Origin of the sequence: Arthrobacter sp. 2YAF22_2, from assembly GCF_052114645.1 — a bacterium.
GTDB lineage: Bacteria > Actinomycetota > Actinomycetes > Actinomycetales > Micrococcaceae > Arthrobacter.
On sequence record NZ_JBFRFD010000040.1, the window covers coordinates 1 to 12,322 of the forward strand.

A 12,322-nucleotide genomic window follows, 5' to 3' on the forward strand; every position below is an offset into this window, starting at 1 on the left:
GGGGGCGCCGGGTCAGCCCGCGGTGGCTGCCGGGGAGGCACCGGAACGCGCGGTGCTGACCGTGCCGCCGCCGCGGCTGGCCGGATCGCTGGCGCTGAGCGAGCAGAGCGTCGTCATTGTCCTAGGCGCCGCGGCGTCGGTGGTGCTCTCCGCCGTCACCGACAACCGCAGTTTCTACTTTTACCTGGTCCCGGCCGGCCTGGGCCTGGTCGCGGCGTACTGGAAGTCCTTCACCAAGGGCTACAACTTCACCGCCGCCGTATCGCCCGACGGCATCCGGCTGCGTTACGGCCTGCTGGACACGCAGGCCGTGACGCTCCCGCCCGGGCGGATCCAGGCCCTGCGCGTCAGCCAGCCGCCGCTTTGGCGGATCTTCGGCTGGTACCGCATCCAGATCAACGTGGCCGGCTACGGAACGGAAGGCAGCCAGGGCCAGGCCTCCTCGCGGACCACCCTRCTGCCGGTCGGGACGCTGCCGGAGGTGCTCAGCATGCTCTCGCTGGTGTTGCCCGACCCCGGCACACCGGACCCCGTGCGCGTCTTCACCGCGGGGCTGAACGGTTTCGCGCCCGCAGCCGTCCGGCCGGGTGCCCCCGCCGGCTCCGGAGCGGAAGCCGACGGCGGCTTCGTCACCACCCCCAGGCGGGCGCGCCTGCTCGCGCCGCTGGGCTGGCGCCGGAACGGCTTCACCGCCACCGACACCGCGCTGCTGATCCGCTCCGGCCGCTGGTGGCGCCACCTCGTGCTGGTCCCGCACCAGCGCACGCAGTCGATCTCGCTGCAGCAGGGCCCGTTGGCCAGGCGTTTCGGCGTCGTAGACCTGGTCCTGCACACTACCGCGGGGCCGGTCGCGCCGCGGCTGATCCAAGCCGGGCTGGACGAGGGACGCGCCCTGCTCGACGCGCAGGCCACCCGCGCCCGCACCGCCCGGAAGGGGCAGACCAGCGAACACTGGCTCGCGCCGGCCGGGCACCTCAAACAGGCACCCCTCGAAAACACGCCACAGGAAGGTCCGCAGCATGCCTAAGCCAGGACGCCTCGGCGTCGGAATCATCGGAGCCGGCAAGGTGGGGGCCGTGCTGGGGGCGGCGCTGCGCGCCGCCGAACACGCCGTCGTCGGGGTCGCAGCCGTGTCGGACGCGAGCCGCGAACGCGCCGAGATCCTGCTGCCTGGCGTCCCCATCCTCGAAGTCCAGGAGATCGTGGAACGCGCCGAACTGGTGCTCCTGGCGGTCCCGGACGACGCCCTCGGCCCGCTCGTGCAAGGTCTCGCGAAACTGGGTGCCTGGCAGCCCGGGCAGATCGTCGCCCACACCTCCGGGCGGTTCGGCGTCGGCATCCTGCACCCGGTCCGCGCGGCCGGYGCSATYCCGCTGGCSCTSCAYCCCGCCATGACCTTCACCGGCATGAGCCTGGACCTCACCCGGCTGTTGGACTGCAGCTTCGGCGTGACGGCCGACCCGGCCATGCTGCCGATTGCGCAGGCCCTCGTGGTGGAAATGGGGGCCGAACCGGTCGTGATCGCCGAGGGTGACCGTACGCTCTACCACGCTGCGCTGGCCCACGGCTCGAACCACATGGTCACCCTCGTGGCCCAGGCCTCCGAGCTCTTGCGCGATGTCGGCGTGGACGCCCCGGAGGCCATGCTGGGACCGCTCCTGCGTGCCAGCCTGGAAAACGCCCTCGCCTCGGGGGAGGCGGCGCTGACCGGGCCGGTGGCCCGCGGCGACGTGGGAACCGTCGCCGCGCACTCCGAGGCGCTCCGCGAGCTCGACGGCGGTTCCGGCGGCGATATTCTGGAGGCGTACCTGGCCATGGCCCGGGCGACGGCCCGCCGTGCGGGCAGCCGGGGGCTGTTGAGGCCGGAGCAAATCAACGGCATCACCAGGGCCCTGGAGTCGCCCGGCGGTGGCCCGACCCCTGAGGAAGGACCCTGAGATGGCAATCCAGCTCGTCACCACGGCAGCCGAACTGCGTGCCGAAAGTGCGCGCCTGCTCACCGAAAAGCGCGGCACCTCACAAGGGCTCGTGCCCACGATGGGCGCCCTGCACGAGGGGCACGCCCGCCTCGCCCGCACCGCGGTAGAGCAGAACGACGTCGTCGTGGCCAGCATCTTCGTCAACCCGCTGCAGTTCGGTGAGGCAGCGGACCTGGAGCGCTATCCGCGGACCCTGGACGCGGATCTGGCCCTGCTCGAGGCTGAAGGCGTGGACTTGGCGTTCGCACCTTCGGTGGAGGAGGTGTATCCCGGCGGGGAACCCATGGTGCGGATCACCTCGGGCGTGCTGGCGGACAAGTGGGAGGGTGCGTCCCGGCCCGGGCACTTCGACGGTGCCCTGACGGTGGTGGCCAAGCTGCTGCACTACGGCCTTCCCGGTGCGGGGCAGGCGGCCTACCGGGCCTATTTCGGCCAGAAAGACGCCCAGCAGCTGACCCTGGTCCGGCGGATGGTGTCGGACCTGAACTTCCCGGTGGAGGTCGTCGCGGTGCCGATCGTGCGGTCCCTGGACGGGCTGGCCCTCTCCAGCCGCAACCGTTTCCTGTCCGGAGCGGAGCGCGAAGCCGCCCTGGTGCTGTCCCGGGCGTTGCGGCTGGTGGAGGAGCGCGCCAATGCGCACGAACCACTGGACCTGGACTCGGCCCGGGCCCTTGTCGAGTCCCAGCCCCTCGTGGCGCTGGACTACTTCGAGGTCGTCGATCCGCGCACCCTGGAGCCGCTCGCAGAGAACTGCCGGGAAACCCCGTTCCGCGGCGAGGGGCTCGTGCTGATCGCGGCGAAGGTGGGCCCGGTGCGGCTGATCGATAACGTGCCGCTGGATTCCTAGCAGCGATCGACCGCAGGATGCCGAACGCTCCCGCAGTTGTGGCGGGCCGGGCGTGGACGCTCCCGCAGTTCCCGCACCTGTGGCGGCAGGACCTGCGGGAGCGTCCGTTATTTTTTGGCAGGAACTGCGGGAGGGTCTGAGATTTTCTCGCCGGAACTGCGGGAGCGTCCAAGCTTTTCTGGCAGGACTGCCGGAGCAATGGGAATTACTCCGCAACGCCGACGGTTGGAACCTGAGGCGGGACTGATGCGCCGGAACCCGCCCCGAACTCCCTGAGGGAAAACCATGGCTACAGACATCTCGCCAACCGCCCACCGCGACCCTGCGCAGACCAGGGTTGACCCCGCCACCGCCGCACCGGAAAAGCTGTCCAGGGAGTCCGTCGCCATCATCGCGACCCTGCTGGTGGCCACCTTCGTGGTGATCCTGAACGAGACCATCATGAACGTCGCCTTGCAGCGGCTAATGGTGGATCTGGGGGTCGATGCGCCCACCGTGCAGTGGCTGTCCACCGGCTTCATGCTGACCATGGCCGTGGTGATTCCCACCACCGGCTTCATCCTGCAGCGGCTTTCCACCCGGGCCGTCTTCATGCTGGCCATGGGCCTGTTCTCCGGGGGCACCCTGCTGGCGGCCCTCGCGCCGGGTTTTGAAGTCCTGCTGCTGGCCAGAATCGTCCAGGCCGGCGGCACCGCGATCATGCTGCCGCTGCTGATGACCACCATCCTCACCCTGGTCCCCGTCTCACGCCGCGGCGCCGTGATGGGCAACGTGAGCATCGCGATCTCGGTGGCCCCGGCCATGGGCCCGACGGTCTCCGGGCTGATCCTGGAGCACTTCACCTGGCGGTTCATGTTCGTCTTCGTCCTGCCCATCGCCCTGCTGGCCTTCGGCATCGGCGCCAGGTTCCTGCGGAATATCGGCGAGAACGAGAAGACCCGCCTCGACGCACTCTCCGTGATCCTGACCGTCCCGGCCTTTGGAGGCGTCGTCTACGGACTCAGCCAGATCGGCGGCGGCGGGGGAGGGCCCGCCACCCCGGCGCTCGCAGCACTCGCCGTCGGCGTCGTGGCCCTGCTCGCCTTTGTCCTGCGCCAGCTCAGGCTGCAGAAGTCCGACGCGCCGCTGCTGGACCTGCGTGCCTTCAACTTCCGGATGTTCACGGTGTCCGTGCTGCTGCTCGTGGTCGCGATGATCGCCCTGTTCGGCGCCGTCATCCTGCTGCCCTTGTACCTGCAGGAAATCCGCGGCCTCAAATCGCTGGAAACCGGCCTCGTCCTGCTGCCGGGCGGCCTTGCCATGGGCCTGCTGGGTCCGGTCATCGGCCGGCTCTTCGACAAGGTCGGCCCGCTGCCGCTGACCGTGACCGGATCATCCCTCATGGTGCTTTCGCTCTGGCAGTTGTCCCGGCTGGACGCCCAGACGCCGGTGGGCTGGATTATCGCGCTGCTCGTGGCCCTGAGCCTGGGCCTGGCGCTGCTGTTCACGCCGGCCTTCACCACGGGGCTGAACCCGCTGCCGCCGCACCTGTACTCGCACGGATCGGCCATCATGAGCACCCTGCAGCAAGTGGCGGGGGCGGCCGGGACCGCGCTGCTGGTTTCGATCTTCGCGGTGGTCTCGGCCGGCGCCGGAATCGTCGCCGGCATGCACGCGGCGTTCCTGACCGCGGCCGCGATAGCGCTCGCCGCCGTCGTGCTGTCCTTGTTGATGCGGAAGACCGACGGCGCGGCCGGCCACGCAGGCCACTGACCTACGTTCCGGCCGCCCGGGGGCACATTGACACGGACACGCCGCTAACCAGTCCCGCCCGCGTCGAAATCCCTGGCAAAGTGCCCCCGGACGTGGTGCCGGTTGGCTGGCACCTTAGCCGGCGAAGAACTCGCTGAGCTCGGAGATGAGCTTGTCCGGGGCCTTGTTGACACCGTCGTGGCCCATCCCCGGCAGGATCCGGTAGCTGGAGCCGGAGAGTACGTCGTGGATCTGGCCGCAGGCGACGCCGAAGTACGCCGGGCTCTTCTCGCCCACGATGATGAGTGTCTCGAGCGGCAGCTCCAGGAACGGTTCGGCGGGCATGTCGGCGGCGATGATCGCCTTGATTTCGCGGACGCCGGTCTGCATGAGCTCCCGCAACTGCTTGCCCACGGGCGTGCCGGCGGTGAGCTTGTTCGCCAGGGTCAGCATGGATAACGGCATCCGGGACAACGCACTGCCGGTCTCGAGGCCGCGGACCAGCACGGCGAGGGCGCGGTCGTCGTCACCCGCGGCGGTCAGGCGTTCGTATTCGGCGGTCCAGTCGGCCGTGACGCTGTGGTTCACCGACACGGCCGGGTCGTACACGGCCAGCCGTTCCACCGGGAGGGTGCGGGCTGCGTGCAACGCCACGGCGCCGCCGAAACTGTGCCCGAAGACGTCGGTGCTGGCGGTGTGCTTCATTACGGCGTCAAGGTCGCGGATATCCACGTCCAGCGTGTAGTCCTCCGGCTGCGGCGACGACGAGCCGCGGCCGCGCCGGTTAAACGTGTGGACCGGCCGGCCCAGGGCGGCGCTGAGCTTCTGCGCGAAGCGGGTGTAGTCGGCGGCCGTCACCATCGAGGCAGCCACGACGACGACGCCGGACCCCGCCGCGGCCAGTTCCGCGCCCGTGCTGAAAAGCTCAAGGGTGCCGCCGTCGGGGGTTTTGATGTTCTCGCGGGTCATGCTCCGAGCCTATCCGAGGCGCCCGGAACCGCACAGCGGGCGGCCGCTAGCTGCCCAGCCGGCCGCCGGAGACCTCGAGGTAGCAGGACCCGCAGAGCGACTCGTACCAGGCGTCCTGCCCGTCGATGGCTACCTGCTCGCCGTCGAATACCACCTGCTCGCCGATCCGGCGGGTGTTGAAGATGGCCTTGCGGCCGCACCGGCAGATGGTCTTGAGCTCCTCGAGGGTGTGCGCAATCTCGAGCAGCCGGAGCGAACCGGGGAACGCGCGCGTGCGGAAGTCGGAACGGATGCCGTAGGCGAGCACGGGCACGTTGTCCAGGACTGCGATCCGGAACAGGTCGTCCACCTGCTGCGGCTCAAGGAACTGGGCCTCATCGACTAACAGGCAGGCCACGGGCGGCGTGTCCACGTGCTGCAGCAGGGCATCGGGGTCATCACCGTGGGCGTGGGCCAGGAACAGCTCCCGGGCGGAGGCTCCGGCGGGAATCAGGAAGTCCACCGAGCGGGTCATCCCCAGCCGGGACACGACGTCGGCGTCGCCCTTCGTGTCGATGTCCGGCTTGGCGAGCAGCACCCTCTGGCCGCGCTCCTCATAATTGAACGCGACCTGCAGCAGGCCCGTTGATTTGCCGGAGTTCATCGCGCCGTAGCGGAAGTAGAGCTTGGCCAAGGGTGTCCTTTCGACATCGGTCGCCCCCGATTCTAGTGCCAGAAGTCAGCGGCCCAGCCGCAGCCGGCGGCGGACCCCGAGCCGCGCCGGCCTGTCGCCGTCGTCGAGCAGGAACCGTGCAGCAACCAGGGCCAGCCTGCGGTTGCCGGGCCGGATCGGTCCTTCGTGCAGCTGGCCCGGCACCCCGGCGAACTCGATCGCCGGGACCGCCGCCGCGAGTTGCTTCCCGGTGTCGGCGAAATAGTCCGGACTCCAGCCGCCGGTGAGCATCAGCGTCGGTGTGGTGACGCGGGCGAAGTCGGCGAGCTCGGCGTCGGCGTCGAGTACGGCGCGCATCTCCGCGACGGCCGTGGGCAGCAGCTCCCGCATCTGTGCGCCCAGGGTGGTCCGGGCCGAGAGAATGCTGAGCATGCGCAGGGCGCCGAGCGGCAACTTTGACACCGGCCCCGCGGTCTCCAGCCCCTGGACCAGCAGGGCCCATGCATGGTCCAGCTCCCCGGCCGCCACCGAGCGTTCCAGCTCCGGGCGCCAGCGGCTGGTGAGGTTCCCGGCCAGGGAGACGGCGGCATCGTAGGTCACTACGCGGCGGATCGGCACGCTGCGGGCGGCCTGCAACGCCACGAACCCGCCGTAGCTGTGCGCGACGACGTCCGTGGAAGCGGTGTGCCGCAGCACGGCGGCCAGGTCGTCCACCTCCGTCGCAGCCGAGTACTCGGGCGGCTGCGGCGAGGACCCGGCCCGGCCGCGGCGGTTGTAGCAGTGCACCGGGCGGCCCAGCAGCCGGCCCAGGGTCCGGGCGAAGGAATGGTACAAGGCATCGGTGACCAGCGTCCCATGCACGACGACGACGCCGCCGGGCGCCGCCGCCGGGCCGGGCTGCTTTCCCGGCGCCGGACGGAACGTGTGTAGCTCGAGGTGCCCCTCGCCGTCGTCGGTCCGAATCGTCCACGTCTCCATAGCTGTGAGTCTATTCCCGGTCTATTCCCGCAACTGCCGGACCGGCGGCGGCAGAATCCCCGGTAAACTTGGGGATTGTGACTTCCCAAAACTCCTCCGCCCCGAATAACGCCGCCGAGCACTCCGACGCCAGCGAGCAGACGCTGGTCCGCATGGAGAAGCGCGCCAAGCTGATCGAACGTGGCATCGAGGCGTACCCGGTGGGGGTTGAGCGCACGCATTCGCTGACCGAAATCCGCGAAAAGTACTCCCACCTCGAGGCCGACGAGACCACCGGCGACATCGTCGGCGTGACCGGCCGGATCGTCTTCATCCGCAACACCGGCAAGCTGTGCTTCGCGACCCTCCAGGAGGGCGGCCCGGACGGCAAAGCCGTGCGGCTGCAGGTCATGCTCAGCCTGGCCAATATCGGTGAGGAAGCGCTCGCGGACTGGAAGTCGCTTGTTGACCTGGGCGACCATGTCTTCATCAAGGGCGAGGTCATCTCCTCCCGCCGCGGCGAACTCTCCGTGATGGCCGAGTCCTGGGCCATGGCCTCCAAGGCGCTGCGGCCGCTGCCCGTGCTGCACGCCGAGCTCAACGAGGAAACCCGGGTCCGCCAGCGCTACGTGGATCTGATCGTCCGCGACGAGGCCCGCGAAATGGTCTACACCCGCGCCGCGATCACCCGTTCCATCCGCGAGACCCTGCACCGCCAGGGCTACGTCGAGGTGGAAACCCCGATGCTGCAGCTGGTGCACGGCGGTGCCACGGCCCGTCCCTTCGAGACGCACATGAACGCCTTCGACCAGAAGATGACGCTGCGCATCGCCACCGAGCTGTACCTGAAGCGAACCGTGGTGGGCGGGATCGACCGGGTCTACGACATGGGCCGCGTCTTCCGCAACGAGGGCGTCGACTCGACACACAGCCCCGAATTCACCACCCTGGAGAGCTACGAGGCCTGGGCGGACCAGTTCGTCATGGCGGACAGGATCAAGGAGATCATCCTCGACGCCGCCGACGCAGCCGGTGTGGGCCGCGTGCTGCAGACCGAAGCCGGCGAAATCAACCTCGACGGCGACTGGGCCTGGATGGCCGTGTACCCGGGCCTCTCCGACTTCGTGGGCCAGGAAATCACTCCGGAAACCCCTGCCTCGGAGCTGCTGGCCCTCGCCGCCAAGCATGAGGTCAAGGTCGACGCCGGCTGGGACGCCGAAAAGCTGGTGGTGGAACTCTTCGGTGAACTGGTCGAACCGACACTGCTCAACCCCACCTTTGTCTACGACTACCCGCCCTCCGCGCAGCCGCTGGCACGCCAGCACCGCGAGGACGACCGGCTGATCGAGGCGTGGGACCTGATTATCGGCGGAATGGAGCGCGGCACCGCGTTCTCCGAACTGATCGACCCGGTCATCCAGCGCGAACGCCTCACCGAACAGTCCCGCCGGTCGGCCGCCGGCGACGTCGAAGCCATGCAGCTCGACGAAGACTTCCTCCGCGCCCTCGAATACGGGGCCCCGCCGATGGGCGGCATCGGGTTGGGCATTGACCGGCTCGTCATGCTCTTCACCGGCGCCGGTATTCGCGAAACCATCCTCTTCCCCTTGCTGAAGCCCGAAGGACACTGATCATGGATTACATTGCCGTCCTACTGCCGTCCGTCGTGGTCGGACTCATCTTCTGGTTCGCCATGAAGGCGATCTTCAATGCCGACAAATCCGAGCGCCAGGCCGAAGCGCGCGCGCAGGCGGACGCGGCAGCCCGCGGCCAGGAGCAGAACCCGGGTCCGGGGAACGGGCATTAGCCCGAACAACGCTAATAGCGGGCTATTCTTTCCTGTGAATTGACTTGGAAGGGGCTTTACGCTTTGACTCGCAGCCGTAATAGGATGGATACTTTCTATAGATACATCCTGCTTTTCTAAATTCTCATCCATTTGAAAAGAGAACCTTTATGGCACAGAAAGTCAAAATCATCCTCGTGGATGATCTGGATGGGGGATCCGCGGACGAAACTGTCCGATTTGGCCTGGACGGCGTCAGTTATGAAATTGACCTGTCATCCGGCAATGCGTCGGAACTCCGCTCGGCGCTAGAGCGGTACGTCGCCCACGCACGCAAGACATCAAGCGGCCGGGCCACCCGGACTAAAGTTTCGACCGGCCGCAATCAGGACTCGGCACAGATCCGTCAATGGGCCCGGGACAACGGCTACGCGGTAAACAGCCGCGGCCGTATCCAGGCTGAAATCCAGGAAGCCTACCAAAAGGCGAATTCCTAGTTTCGCCGCCCTGAAGCGTGACAGCCGGATGCGCTGTTAGACAATGCCCCCGCCTCTCCGGCGGGGGCATTGTCATACCCCGGTGCGGGGGCGCCGCGCAGCCGGATTCGGTCCCGGTTTGAACGGGAACGACACGTTTCATTCCGGTCGGGGCGCCCCAGAGCCGGGACGGGGCGGGTCGGGGCGCCCCAGAGCCGGGACGGGGCGGCCCCTGGCCTGGCCGCCGGACGGCGCTGCCGGGGACCCGCCGAACGGAGCCTGCCGCGGGCTCGGTTTCCCCCATGGCGAACAAGCCACAAATCTGGAACTCCGCCACGTAGCATCAAAGTACGTCGTAGCTAGGAGTGTGGCGAAATGTTTGAGCGATTTACGGACCGTGCCCGTCGCGTAGTTGTGCTTGCCCAAGAAGAGGCACGCATGCTGAACCACAATTACATCGGTACCGAGCACATCCTCTTGGGTCTGATCCATGAGGGTGAAGGTGTTGCCGCCAAGGCCCTCGAGTCCTTGAGCATCTCGCTCGACGGAGTCCGCGAGCAGGTGCAGGAGATTATCGGCCAGGGCCAGCAGGCCCCGTCCGGCCACATCCCCTTCACCCCGCGTGCCAAGAAGGTGCTGGAGCTCTCGCTGCGCGAAGCCTTGCAGCTGGGCCACAACTACATCGGCACCGAGCACATCCTGCTCGGTCTCATCCGCGAGGGTGAAGGTGTGGCAGCCCAGGTGCTGGTAAAGCTCGGAGCGGACCTGAACCGGGTCCGCCAGCAGGTCATCCAGCTGCTCTCCGGCTACCAGGGCAAGGAATCTTCCGGCGCAGGCGTTGGCCCCGGCCAGGCCGAAGGCACCCCGGCCGGCTCGGTCGTCCTCGACCAGTTCGGCCGGAACCTGACCCAGGCCGCGCGGGAAAACAAGCTGGACCCGGTGATCGGGCGCGAGCAGGAAATGGAACGCGTCATGCAGGTCCTTTCCCGCCGCACCAAGAACAACCCGGTGCTGATCGGCGAGCCCGGCGTCGGCAAGACCGCCGTCGTGGAGGGCCTGGCCCAGGCGATCGTCCGCGGTGACGTGCCGGAGACCATCAAGGACAAGCAGCTGTACACCCTGGACCTCGGGTCCCTGGTGGCCGGTTCCCGCTACCGCGGTGACTTCGAAGAGCGGCTGAAAAAGGTCCTCAAGGAGATCCGCACCCGCGGCGACATCATCCTCTTCATCGACGAGATCCACACCCTGGTGGGTGCCGGAGCTGCCGAAGGTGCGATCGATGCGGCCTCGATCCTGAAGCCCATGCTCGCCCGCGGCGAGCTCCAGACCATCGGTGCCACCACGCTGGACGAGTACCGCAAGCACATCGAGAAGGATGCCGCCCTGGAGCGCCGGTTCCAGCCGATCCAGGTCAAGGAACCTTCGGTCGCCGACGCGATCGAGATCCTCAAGGGCCTGCGTGACCGCTACGAAGCGCACCACCGCGTCACCATCACCGACGGCGCCCTCGCCTCGGCGGCCAGCCTCTCCGAACGCTACATCTCGGACCGTTTCCTGCCGGACAAGGCGATCGACCTGATTGACGAAGCCGGTGCCCGGCTGCGCATCCGGCGCATGACCGCCCCGCCGGAGCTCAAAATCCTGGACGAGAAGATCTCGGCCATGAAGCTGGAGAAGGAATCCGCGATCGACGCGCAGGACTTCGAAGGTGCCGCCTCGCTGCGCGACAAGGAGCAGAAGCTCATTGCCGAGCGCGCCGAGAAGGAACGCCAGTGGAAGACCGGCGGCATGGATGACATCTCCGAGGTGGATGAGGATCTCATCGCCGAGGTGTTGGCGAACTCCACCGGCATTCCGGTCTTCAAGCTGACCGAGGAAGAGTCCTCGCGCCTGCTGAAGATGGAAGACGAGCTGCACAAGCGTGTGGTCGGCCAGGACGAGGCCATCAAGGCCCTGTCCCAGGCGATCCGCCGCACCCGTGCCGGCCTGAAGGACCCGAAGCGCCCGGGCGGTTCGTTCATCTTCGCCGGCCCCACCGGCGTCGGCAAGACCGAACTGGCCAAGGCCCTCGCGGAGTTCCTGTTCGGCGAGGAAGACGCGCTGATCACGCTGGATATGTCCGAGTACTCAGAGAAGCACACCGTCTCGCGGCTCTTCGGTGCCCCTCCGGGTTACGTGGGCTACGAGGAGGGCGGCCAGCTGACCGAGAAGGTCCGGCGTCGTCCGTTCTCCGTGGTCCTGTTCGACGAAGTGGAAAAGGCCCACGCGGACCTCTTCAACTCGCTGCTGCAGATCCTGGAAGACGGCCGCCTGACCGACTCCCAGGGCCGGGTGGTGGACTTCAAGAACACCGTGATCATCATGACCACCAACCTCGGTACCCGGGACATCTCCAAGAGCGTAGCGACGGGCTTCCAATCCGGCACGGACACGCAGACCGGCTACAACCGGATGCGCGCCCGGGTCACGGAGGAGCTGAAGCAGCACTTCCGCCCCGAGTTCCTGAACCGCGTCGACGACGTGGTGGTCTTCCCGCAGCTGACCCAGGACGAGATCATCGAGATCGTGGACCTGTTCGTCAACCGCCTGGAGAAGCGCCTCAAGGACAAGGACATGGGCATCGAGCTCACGCCCGCGGCCAAGGTGCTGCTGGCCACCCGCGGCTACGACCCCGCGATGGGTGCCCGGCCGCTGCGCCGCACCATCCAGCGCGAGATCGAGGACCAGCTCTCCGAAAAGATCCTGTTCGGTGAGCTGCACTCCGGCGACATCGTGGTGGTGGACGTGGAAGGCGAAGGCGACACTGCGAAGTTCACCTTCGCCGGGAACGCCAAGCCCCGCATTCCGGAAATCGCGCCGAGCGTCTAGGCGCCTGCCGCTAGAACGCCGAAAATACAAAGGCGCCGGCCGCTTCCCTCAAGGAGG

General features: G+C 67.9%; 11 protein-coding genes. 8 read left to right on the top strand and 3 right to left on the bottom strand.

The window, feature by feature from the left end; genetic code table 11:
- The 4 genes from AB4Y86_RS03200 to AB4Y86_RS03215 form a co-directional block, all read left to right on the top strand.
- On the top strand, positions 1 to 1,027 hold a 1,027-nt coding region (locus AB4Y86_RS03200), incomplete at its 5' end, for a PH domain-containing protein (RefSeq protein ID WP_441400007.1).
- Positions 1,020 to 1,937, top strand: a complete 918-nt coding sequence (locus AB4Y86_RS03205; RefSeq protein ID WP_441400009.1) for a Rossmann-like and DUF2520 domain-containing protein — start codon at positions 1,020 to 1,022, stop codon at positions 1,935 to 1,937. The genes AB4Y86_RS03200 and AB4Y86_RS03205, both read left to right, overlap by 8 nt.
- Position 1,938: 1 nt before the next feature.
- Positions 1,939 to 2,826 (top strand): pantoate--beta-alanine ligase, encoded by an 888-nt coding sequence (panC, locus tag AB4Y86_RS03210; protein ID WP_441400011.1) that lies wholly within the window; start codon positions 1,939 to 1,941, stop codon positions 2,824 to 2,826.
- A gap of 285 nt (positions 2,827 to 3,111) precedes the next feature.
- Positions 3,112 to 4,578 (top strand): DHA2 family efflux MFS transporter permease subunit, encoded by a 1,467-nt coding sequence (locus AB4Y86_RS03215; RefSeq protein WP_441400012.1) that lies wholly within the window; start codon positions 3,112 to 3,114, stop codon positions 4,576 to 4,578.
- A 114-nt stretch (positions 4,579 to 4,692) separates the two neighbouring features.
- Here the strand turns inward: AB4Y86_RS03215 and AB4Y86_RS03220 are convergent, their stop codons facing one another.
- From AB4Y86_RS03220 to AB4Y86_RS03230, 3 genes are read right to left on the bottom strand one after another with little or no spacing between them, the layout of a single operon-like run.
- A complete protein-coding gene (locus AB4Y86_RS03220) occupies positions 4,693 to 5,526 on the bottom strand; it encodes an alpha/beta fold hydrolase (protein ID WP_441400014.1) in 834 nt (277 codons plus the stop codon).
- A gap of 46 nt (positions 5,527 to 5,572) precedes the next feature.
- Positions 5,573 to 6,199 carry a thymidine kinase gene (locus tag AB4Y86_RS03225; protein WP_441400016.1) on the bottom strand — a complete coding sequence of 209 codons (627 nt, stop codon included), beginning with the start codon at positions 6,197 to 6,199 and terminating at the stop codon, positions 5,573 to 5,575.
- 45 nt (positions 6,200 to 6,244) lie between these two features.
- Positions 6,245 to 7,156: an alpha/beta fold hydrolase gene (locus AB4Y86_RS03230; protein ID WP_441400018.1), complete on the bottom strand. Its 912-nt coding sequence runs from the start codon at positions 7,154 to 7,156 to the stop codon at positions 6,245 to 6,247.
- Positions 7,157 to 7,233: 77 nt separating this feature from the next.
- Here AB4Y86_RS03230 and lysS point away from each other — a divergent pair, with 77 nt between their 5' ends.
- The 4 genes from lysS (at position 7,234) to AB4Y86_RS03250 (ending at position 12,265) form a co-directional block, all read left to right on the top strand.
- A complete protein-coding gene (lysS, locus tag AB4Y86_RS03235; protein ID WP_441400020.1) occupies positions 7,234 to 8,766 on the top strand; it encodes a lysine--tRNA ligase in 1,533 nt (510 codons plus the stop codon).
- Between the two features lie 2 nt (positions 8,767 to 8,768).
- A complete protein-coding gene (locus AB4Y86_RS03240) occupies positions 8,769 to 8,942 on the top strand; it encodes a hypothetical protein (protein ID WP_441400022.1) in 174 nt (57 codons plus the stop codon).
- Positions 8,943 to 9,091: 149 nt separating this feature from the next.
- Positions 9,092 to 9,418, top strand: coding sequence for a histone-like nucleoid-structuring protein Lsr2 (locus AB4Y86_RS03245; protein ID WP_441400024.1), 327 nt, complete (start codon positions 9,092 to 9,094; stop codon positions 9,416 to 9,418).
- A gap of 354 nt (positions 9,419 to 9,772) precedes the next feature.
- On the top strand, positions 9,773 to 12,265 hold the full coding sequence (locus tag AB4Y86_RS03250; protein ID WP_441400026.1) for an ATP-dependent Clp protease ATP-binding subunit: 2,493 nt from the start codon (positions 9,773 to 9,775) through the stop codon (positions 12,263 to 12,265).
- The last annotated feature ends 57 nt before the right edge of the window (positions 12,266 to 12,322 follow it).

Excerpts from the sequence above, each read along its gene's own strand:
- AB4Y86_RS03245 (WP_441400024.1), top strand. The coding sequence starts at position 9,092 with ATGGCACAGAAAGTCAAAATCATCCTCGTGGATGATCTGGATGGGGGA.
- AB4Y86_RS03220 (WP_441400014.1), bottom strand. The coding sequence starts at position 5,526 with ATGACCCGCGAGAACATCAAAACCCCCGACGGCGGCACCCTTGAGCTT.
- AB4Y86_RS03240 (WP_441400022.1), top strand. The coding sequence starts at position 8,769 with ATGGATTACATTGCCGTCCTACTGCCGTCCGTCGTGGTCGGACTCATC.
- panC (WP_441400011.1), top strand. The coding sequence starts at position 1,939 with ATGGCAATCCAGCTCGTCACCACGGCAGCCGAACTGCGTGCCGAAAGT.
- AB4Y86_RS03215 (WP_441400012.1), top strand. The coding sequence starts at position 3,112 with ATGGCTACAGACATCTCGCCAACCGCCCACCGCGACCCTGCGCAGACC.
- AB4Y86_RS03250 (WP_441400026.1), top strand. The coding sequence starts at position 9,773 with ATGTTTGAGCGATTTACGGACCGTGCCCGTCGCGTAGTTGTGCTTGCC.
- AB4Y86_RS03230 (WP_441400018.1), bottom strand. The coding sequence starts at position 7,156 with ATGGAGACGTGGACGATTCGGACCGACGACGGCGAGGGGCACCTCGAG.